At 70.2% G+C, this 7,287-nt stretch carries 8 protein-coding genes and 1 pseudogene; 5 read left to right on the top strand and 4 right to left on the bottom strand.

The features are described 5' to 3' along the window. From QOL99_RS01085 to QOL99_RS01075, 3 genes and pseudogenes are all read right to left on the bottom strand, one after another. A pseudogene (locus tag QOL99_RS01085) lies at nt 1-558 on the bottom strand (sensor histidine kinase); the annotation flags it as partial. Nucleotides 559-610: 52 nt separating this feature from the next. Beyond that, nucleotides 611-1,273, bottom strand: coding sequence for a response regulator transcription factor (locus tag QOL99_RS01080; RefSeq protein ID WP_285520764.1), 663 nt, complete (start codon nt 1,271-1,273; stop codon nt 611-613). A gap of 33 nt (nt 1,274-1,306) precedes the next feature. Next, complete coding sequence (locus QOL99_RS01075) at nt 1,307-1,669, bottom strand: YkvA family protein (protein WP_285520763.1); 363 nt, start codon at nt 1,667-1,669, stop codon at nt 1,307-1,309. 96 nt (nt 1,670-1,765) lie between these two features. On the opposite strand from QOL99_RS01075, the gene QOL99_RS01070 reads away from it, so the two are divergent. The 4 genes from QOL99_RS01070 to obgE all read left to right on the top strand — a co-directional run bounded on the left by QOL99_RS01070 (nt 1,766) and on the right by obgE (nt 5,666). Further along, on the top strand, nt 1,766-3,256 hold the full coding sequence (locus QOL99_RS01070; protein ID WP_285520762.1) for a hypothetical protein: 1,491 nt from the start codon (nt 1,766-1,768) through the stop codon (nt 3,254-3,256). Between the two features lie 404 nt (nt 3,257-3,660). After that, nucleotides 3,661-3,963, top strand: coding sequence for a 50S ribosomal protein L21 (gene rplU / locus QOL99_RS01065; RefSeq protein ID WP_285520761.1), 303 nt, complete (start codon nt 3,661-3,663; stop codon nt 3,961-3,963). Between the two features lie 26 nt (nt 3,964-3,989). Further along, a complete protein-coding gene (gene rpmA, locus QOL99_RS01060; RefSeq protein WP_285520760.1) occupies nt 3,990-4,265 on the top strand; it encodes a 50S ribosomal protein L27 in 276 nt (91 codons plus the stop codon). Nucleotides 4,266-4,364: 99 nt separating this feature from the next. Continuing rightward, on the top strand, nt 4,365-5,666 hold the full coding sequence (gene obgE / locus QOL99_RS01055; RefSeq protein ID WP_285520759.1) for a GTPase ObgE: 1,302 nt from the start codon (nt 4,365-4,367) through the stop codon (nt 5,664-5,666). Nucleotides 5,667-5,728: 62 nt separating this feature from the next. On the opposite strand, the gene QOL99_RS01050 is transcribed toward obgE, so the two are convergent. Further along, entirely contained in the window at nt 5,729-6,535 is an 807-nt protein-coding gene (locus QOL99_RS01050; RefSeq protein WP_285520758.1) for a peptidylprolyl isomerase, read from the bottom strand. Nucleotides 6,536-6,597: 62 nt separating this feature from the next. On the opposite strand from QOL99_RS01050, the gene cmk reads away from it, so the two are divergent. Continuing rightward, on the top strand, nt 6,598-7,227 hold the full coding sequence (gene cmk / locus QOL99_RS01045; protein ID WP_285520757.1) for a (d)CMP kinase: 630 nt from the start codon (nt 6,598-6,600) through the stop codon (nt 7,225-7,227). Nucleotides 7,228-7,287 lie beyond the last annotated feature (60 nt).

Below are 7,287 nucleotides of genomic sequence, written 5' to 3'. Positions count from 1 at the left end.
CTCCAGCCGCCGCACCGGGGCCAGCAGCCGCCCGGCCACCGCGTACCCCAGCCCCGCCGCGAGCGCCAGCACCAGCGGCAGCAACCACGCCAGCGCCCTCGTGAAGGCCCGCCGCGCTTCCGTCAGCACGGGGGCGTCCGAGAGCACCGCCAGCCTGCCCCCACCCCGCAGGGGCCGCACGGCGAGCAGGCGGCCGTCCAGTTCGTACACGTCCGGCGGGAGGGCGGTGTTCAGGTCACTGGGAAAGCGCGGCGTCTGGACCTGCCCGCCGGGACCGCTCACGCGGAGCTCGAGGAAGCGGGTCTGCGCGTCCGAGTCCGCCAGCCGCGCCAGCCCCCCCGCCGACAGCACCTCCACCCCGAACGACCGCGCCGACTCCTCCAGCGCCCGCTCCACCCGCACCTGTACGGCGCTCGCCGCACTTTGCAGCCCCGCCACCTGCGAGATCCACAGCAGCCGGTTGACCGCCACAAAGAGCCCTGCTGCCACCAGCACGGCCGCCAGCGCGGTCGCCACCCCCGCCGTCAGCGCGAGGCGGGCGCGGAGGGTCAGCTGCATGGCGAGGGCCGGAAAGCGGAAAGCTGACCGCCAAAGGCTGAAGGCTCTCCTCTCACCTGTCCACCCGGTAGCCCCGCCCCCGCTCGCTGCTCACGGCTTCCGGCGCGAGTTTGCGGCGCAGGTAGCGCACGTACACGTCCACGATGCGGGCCTCGCCGCCGAACTCTGGCCCCCACACCCGGTCGAGCAGTTCCTCGCGGGTAAACCAGCGGTCCGGGGCCAGCGCGAGGGCTTCGAGCAGCGCGTACTCGCGCCCCGTCACGGCCACCTCTGCCGCGTCCCAGGTCACCACCCGGGCCACCGTATCCAGCACCCCGCGCCCACCGGAAAAGGTCACGCGCGGACTTGGCACCCCCCGTTCCCGCCTGGAGAGCGCCCGCAGCGTGGCGAGCAGCTCGGGCACCGCGAACGGCTTGACGAGGTAGGCGTCGCCGCCGAGGTCCAGCCCCTGCACCCGGTCCTCCAGTTCACCCCGCGCCGTCAGGAAGAGGATGGCCGCCTCCGACCCCGCCGAGCGCAGCTCCCGCGCGATCTCGAAGCCGTCCATGCCCGGCAGCATCACGTCCAGCACGACCAGCGGGTATTCGCCGACCAGCGCCTCCTCCAGTCCCTCTGGCCCGGTCTGCCGCCACGTCGCCGCGTAGCCCGCCTCGCGCAGGGCGCCCAGCGTCGGCGCGGCGATGCGGGGGTCGTCCTCGACAAGCAGCAGGCGCATGGGGTCAGTCTAGAGGGGACGGTGAACCGGGCGTTAAGCGCCCAGGGACCGCAGCAAGGCCCACCCCAGCCCCACCACCCCGGCCAGGAACAGCAGCCCCAGCGAGGGCAGCAGCCACGGCGCCCGCCGCTGCAAGGCCGCACTGCGCGCCCGAGCGTCGGCCAGCACCGCCGGGGGCAACCCCCGTGCCGCGAGCGCCAGCACGGTGGGCACCACCACCAGGTCGTCCCCGACCCCCAGCAGCGGCAGCGCCTCGGGCAGCAGGTCCACCGGGCTGAGGGCGTAGATCAGCGCGGCCAGGGCGGCCAGCCGGGCCCGCGCGGGGGTGCGGCGGTCGCACAGGGCAAGCAGCAGCGTCAGGGCATCCCGCCAGATGCGGCGCAGTCGGAGGATCACGTCTCCCAGTACGGGGAAAGGGGGACGCGGGTTTCTCTGGAGTCGGTCCACCCAAGTTTGCCCCTGCCGTCACACCTCACCCATTACCATCAGCCCATGATCCCTGCCCCGCCCGTGGTCCTCGACGATCCGCCGGGAACCGCCCTGGGCATGAAGCTGTCCGGGCACGTCGTCCTGACGTGGGCGCGGGAGAGGCTTCCTCTCCGGACGAGGTTGTCGGTAGCCCTCCTCTGCGGCTTTCTGACGCTCACTCTCAGCCCAGTTGCGTCGGCTCAGGCCCGTCAAGCCGCTCAGGAAGCCGCGCCAGCCAGCCTCTCCGCCCTGGAGGGGCACCTCCGTCCGCTGGCGCGTGAGCTGGCCGCCCGTGAGCGCTTTTACGGTCTGGCGTGGCCTGGGGGCCAACAGGCAGCGGTGGAGACGGTCGTCACGGACGGTGTCACGGCCTACCGGCTGAAGTCCGGGCAGGTGTCGAGCTTCCCGCTGGCAGAGCTGCCCGCGTCCATCCGGCAGGCCACGGGCCTGAGCTTCGAGCATGACCGGGCGCAGCGCCGGGCGTACTACCGACTCGACGCCGCGTCCCTGAGCCTGCCGCCCGAGCTGATGAAGGGGAGATGGGTTCAACTCATCGTGCACGAGACCTTCCACGCCTTTGTGCAGGGAAACAACTGGCCGGAGGTCACGCGCCTCCTCGGTGGGGAAAGCCGCCGGGCGCAGACTTACCCGGTGGTGGCCGAACCCCGCGCCTACCGGGGAGAGTTGGGCGGGAGGCTGCTGGACGCCCTCACCACTCCGGACCCGGCCCGGCGCAGCCGTCTGCTGACCGAGGCCGCCGGACTGTATCAGGGCTGGAAAACCAGGTTCCCGGAGGAAGTGCGCCTGAGCCAGTGGACCGATATCGTCGAGGGCAGCGCGACCTACTTCGAGGTGCGGGTGGGGCTGATGACCCAGGGGGCGGACGGGAATGCCTCGGCGCTGGCGTTGTACCTGCCCCAGGGGCTCCCGGCAGCCCGGCCGGACCTCACGGCCGAGGCGTACCGTCTGGGGGCGCTGGCGGGGCTGCTTCTCGATCAGGAGGGCGACCCGCTGCGGTGGAAGGCGCGGGTGGCAGCAGGCGTGACGCCCCTCGAACTGCTGCTGGGAAGCCGCACCCCCACGCAGACCGTTCCGTCGGGGGCGGCGCTGGGGCAGGCGCAGGAGGCCGCCGACCGTCTCAACGCCACCCTCTCCCCGTGGCTGGAGCCGGTGCTCGCCCACCTGCAGGCAGGCGCTCCCCTCCTCGTCATCGAGGGCAGGCTCCAGGGTTCCTTCACCACCAGGGGGTTTTACCGACCTGCCGCGTTCCCGGAGTACACCCTTATCCCCATCACGGGGGCGGCCGTGGAGACGCAGCAGGGCACGGTCACGGTTAAAGACGTGGTGTGGCTGGAACAGCAGGGTCCCCAGATGTCCCTGACCTTCGTGGTCGAGCCGAACTGGGTCGGGGCACCCTCCGGCAAGCTGGTCGTCACCCATCCTGGGCTGAGCAGGCCCCTGGAAGTGACGCGGGAGACGGACGGGCGGGGCCGGATCATCTACCGGGCGCGGTAGCCCCGGCTGCGGGAGGGGGCGCGGCCTCTCTGTTATCCTGCCCCGCAGGCAAAGCGGCCCCCAGGGGTCGCCCACCCCGGAGGTTTTCCCCAGGCAGACGACTCGGCCCCGCAGCGCCGAGCCAGCGTGTACCGCGAGGACACGCGAGAGACACCGCAAGCGGCACATCACCGGAAAAACGCTCCCACAGCGGGGGCGGGTGATGACTGGCTCGTTCCGGCGCTCTCCCCGAAGAGACCCCGCCCGGTTCGGGCACTTCCGGCATGTTTCGGTGTGTGGCTCCGGCGCGGGCGGTGTGCTAGGATTTTTCACTGGTGACTCGCCCCCCGTCCTTGGGCGGGCCGGGCGAGCGAAGAAGCCGGACACCGGGGCAGCGTTCCCGGCGCGGCAGGAGGAAGGTAAGGATGTTTGCGATCATTCAGAGCGGCGGCAAGCAGTACCGCGTGCAGGAAGGCGACGTCGTGTACGTGGAGTCCCTCACGGGCGAGGCCGGGGCAACCCTGAGCCTGACGCCCCTGTTCGTCGGTGGCGAGCAGACCATCTTCGGCGCGGACGCGGGCCGGTTCACGGTACAGGCCGAGGTTGTCGAGCACGGCCGTGGCCCCAAGATCTACATCCGCAAGTACAAGAGCGGCATCCAGTACCGCCGCCGCACCGGCCACCGCCAGAACTACACGGCGATCCGGATTACCGGCATTCAGGGCTGATTTCCCGACAAAAGAGGTGAACTGAAATGGCACACAAGAAAGGCGTGGGTTCGTCCAAGAACGGACGCGACAGCAACCCCAAGTACCTGGGCGTGAAGAAGTTCGGCGGCGAAGTGGTGGTCGCCGGGAACATCCTCGTGCGGCAGCGCGGCACCAAGTTCAAGGCAGGCGCGAATGTGGGCATGGGCCGTGACCACACCCTGTTTGCCCTGACGGACGGCAAGGTCATCTTCACCAACCGGGGTGAGAAGGGCCGTTTCATCAGTGTGGAGACGGTGCAGGCGCAAGTCGCCGCCGACTGAACCCCAGCAGTACGGCACGCCCTGCCCGGCGACGCGGCGGGGCGTGCTTTTTTGAGACTCGATAACAAGCTGAGACGAGACAACAAAAGGAGGTGCCCCATGGCATTTCGTGACGTGCTGGACATTGAGCTGGTGGCCGGAAATGGCGGCGACGGCAGCATGAGCTTCCACCGGGCCAAGTACATGGAAAAGGGCGGCCCGGACGGCGGCCACGGCGGACGCGGGGGCAGCATCATCCTGCGGGCCATCGAGGGCGTGGAGAGTCTGGAGCGCCTCGTCGGGCGGCGCAAGTTCAAGGCCGAGAACGGGGCCTACGGCGAGGGAAGGTTGCGTCAGGGCTCGGACGGCGGTGACCTCTATATCGACGTGCCGGTGGGAACCACCGCCTTTGACCGCGACAGTGGCAAGGTGATTGCCGACCTCGTGCGGGTGGGGCAGGAGCAGGTCGTCGCGCGGGGTGGGCTGGGCGGGCGGGGCAACTCGACCTTCGTGAGCAGCACCCGGCAGGCGCCGCGCTTTGCCGAACTGGGCACGCCGGGGCAAAAGCGGCGGGTGCGGCTGGAGCTGCGCCTGATCGCGGACGTGGGGCTGGTGGGCTACCCCAACGCGGGCAAGAGCAGCCTGCTGGCGGCGCTCTCGCGGGCCAATCCGGCCATCGCGGATTACCCCTTCACGACCCTTTCCCCCATCCTGGGTGTGGTCGAGCGCGAGGGCGCGGGCGAGCGCTTCACGATGGCCGACATTCCCGGCATCATCGAGGGCGCGTCGGAGGGTAAGGGGCTGGGGCTGGAGTTCCTGCGCCACATCAGCCGCACCCGGCTGCTGGTGTATGTGCTGGACGTGACCCGCGACCCGGTGGAGGAACTGCAGGCGCTCCAGGCCGAGCTGCGGGCCTACGACCCCACCCTGCTGGACAACGCCGCCGCCCTCGCGCTGAACAAGGTCGAACTGGTCGACGCCGACCTCGTGGCGATGGTGGAGGACGAGCTGGCCGGGTTCGGCCTCCCGGTGCTGCCGGTCAGCGCGAAGACGGGCGCGGGACTCCCCGGGTTGCGGGAAGCCCTCTTCCAGCTGCTGCCCGACCGCGAGCTGTGGGCACAGTCCCAGGCGCTGGAGGTCGAACCCGACGAGGTGCGCGAGGAGCCCCTGACGCTGAGTTTCCGCGAAGGCCCCCCCGAGCGCGGCCAGACCGAACCCGAGCGGGTCTGGGAGGTCCACGGCGGCGGCTTCGAGGCGCGGCTGGACCGCTTCTCGCGCCATATGGAGGACGCCGCCGAGTATCTCTCGGGCCTCTTCAAGCGCCAGGGACTGTACAAGGAACTCAAGCGGGCCGGGGCGCGGGAGGGCGACACCGTGGAGATTGGCTCCTTCCGCTTCGAGTACTTCGCGGACGAGGAGTAGCTGCCAAAGGGGGGGCCTCGCCTGCACGACTCGCAGGCGAGGCCCTCTCCCTGTGGCGCGGATCAGCCCTTGGTGACGATCCGCACGGTGACCATCTCGTCGGGGGTGACCCCCTCGATGGGGGCCTCCTGCCCGGAGCTGGCGTCGGAGGTGCGGGTCAATTTGCCCAGCACGTCGTCGCCCTGCACCACCTTGCCGAAGATGGTGTGCTTACCGTTCAGGAAGTCGGTGGGGGCGAAGGTGATGAAAAACTGCGAGCCGTTGGTCGCCGGGCCGCTGTTCGCCATCGCCAGGATGCCGGGGGCATCGAAGGTCAGATCGGTGCGGAACTCGTCGGCAAACTGGTAGCCGGGGCCGCCGCTGCCGGTGCCTGTCGGGTCGCCGGTCTGCGCCATGAAGTCCTCGATGACGCGGTGGAACTTGATGCCGTCGTAGTAATGGTTGCGGGCCAGCGTCACGAAGTTGTTCACCGTGACGGGCGTCTCCTGCTCGTACAGGTCGGCGAGAATCTGCCCCCTGGTCGTGTCGATCAGGGCGTAGTAGTCCTTGCCCTCTTCCAGGGCGAAGTCGGGCTCGGCCTTGTACTCGCGCACGGGCTTCTCCGAGAGCGCGGGGACCAGGGTATAGCCCGCCGGAACCGGGCCGGGCTCGGTGACCTTCTCGGCATTGGCCTCGGCGTCGGCGCTCTCGGTGGCCGCCTCGTCCTCGGCGTTCGCCTCCTCGGTCTCCGCTGCGGTCTCTTCCGTGGCGGGCGTGTCGGTCTGGGCTTCCTCGGTCTGGCTGGCGGAGGTATCGGTGGTGCTGGCTTCCTGGTCCTGACAGGCGGTCAGGGTCAGCAGGGCCGTGAGAATCAGCAGGGCGCGTTTCACAGGGGCAGTCTAGCGGGAAGGGGCCTGAGAAGAGGGGCCGTGACGCCCTCTACACTGGACGGGTGATCGTGACGATAGACGGCGTGGCGGCCAGCGGCAAATCGAGTGTGGCGTCGGGCGTGGCGCGGGCGCTGGGCATTCCCTATGTGAGCAGCGGCCTGCTCTACCGCGCCGCGACCCTGCTGGGACTGGAGGCGGGCCTGCCGCTACATCAGGCGGCGGCCCTGCTCGCCCATCTCCAAGGGAATTCCCTGCGGCTCGAACCCCGCGCCGAGGGCAACCGGGTCTGGGCAGGCGAGCGCGAGCTGACGCTCGAGCTGCACTCCTCGCGGGTGGACGCGGGGGTCAGCGCGGTCGCGGCCCTGCCAGAGGTACGGGCCTGGGTGGACGCCCAGTTGCGGGCCCTGCCCGAGCCCTTCGTGGCCGAGGGGCGGGACATGGGCACCACCGTCTTTCCGCACGCGGAGGCCAAGTTCTACCTCACCGCCAGCCCCCGCGTCCGCGCCGAGCGCCGGGCGAAGGAGCGCCCGGAGGACGTGCCTGTCATCGAAGCGGCACTCACCGAACGCGACCGCCTCGACACCGTGCAAAGTGCCCCCGCACCAGATGCGCAGGTGATTGACACGGGGCCGCTGACGCTGGAAGGAGTGATTGAGGAGGTGCTGGCCAGCGTGCGGGCACCACTGGCCTGAAACTGCGGCGACGGCAATGGGCAAGGGACCAGGTCTATGCGACCTGGCCCCCTGTCAAAC

It is taken from the genome of Deinococcus rhizophilus, assembly GCF_030271215.1.
In the GTDB taxonomy this organism is placed as follows: Bacteria; Deinococcota; Deinococci; order Deinococcales; family Deinococcaceae; genus Deinococcus; species Deinococcus rhizophilus.
The sequence above is the reverse complement of the archived record's forward strand: the minus strand, read 5'-3'. Positions and strand labels throughout refer to the sequence as shown.

Bases quoted from the DNA above. Each gene is read 5' to 3' on its own strand.
- obgE (WP_285520759.1), top strand. From the start codon at position 4,365: ATGGCATTTCGTGACGTGCTGGACATTGAGCTGGTGGCCGGAAATGGC.
- rplU (WP_285520761.1), top strand. From the start codon at position 3,661: ATGTTTGCGATCATTCAGAGCGGCGGCAAGCAGTACCGCGTGCAGGAA.
- QOL99_RS01070 (WP_285520762.1), top strand. From the start codon at position 1,766: ATGATCCCTGCCCCGCCCGTGGTCCTCGACGATCCGCCGGGAACCGCC.
- QOL99_RS01080 (WP_285520764.1), bottom strand. From the start codon at position 1,273: ATGCGCCTGCTGCTTGTCGAGGACGACCCCCGCATCGCCGCGCCGACG.
- rpmA (WP_285520760.1), top strand. From the start codon at position 3,990: ATGGCACACAAGAAAGGCGTGGGTTCGTCCAAGAACGGACGCGACAGC.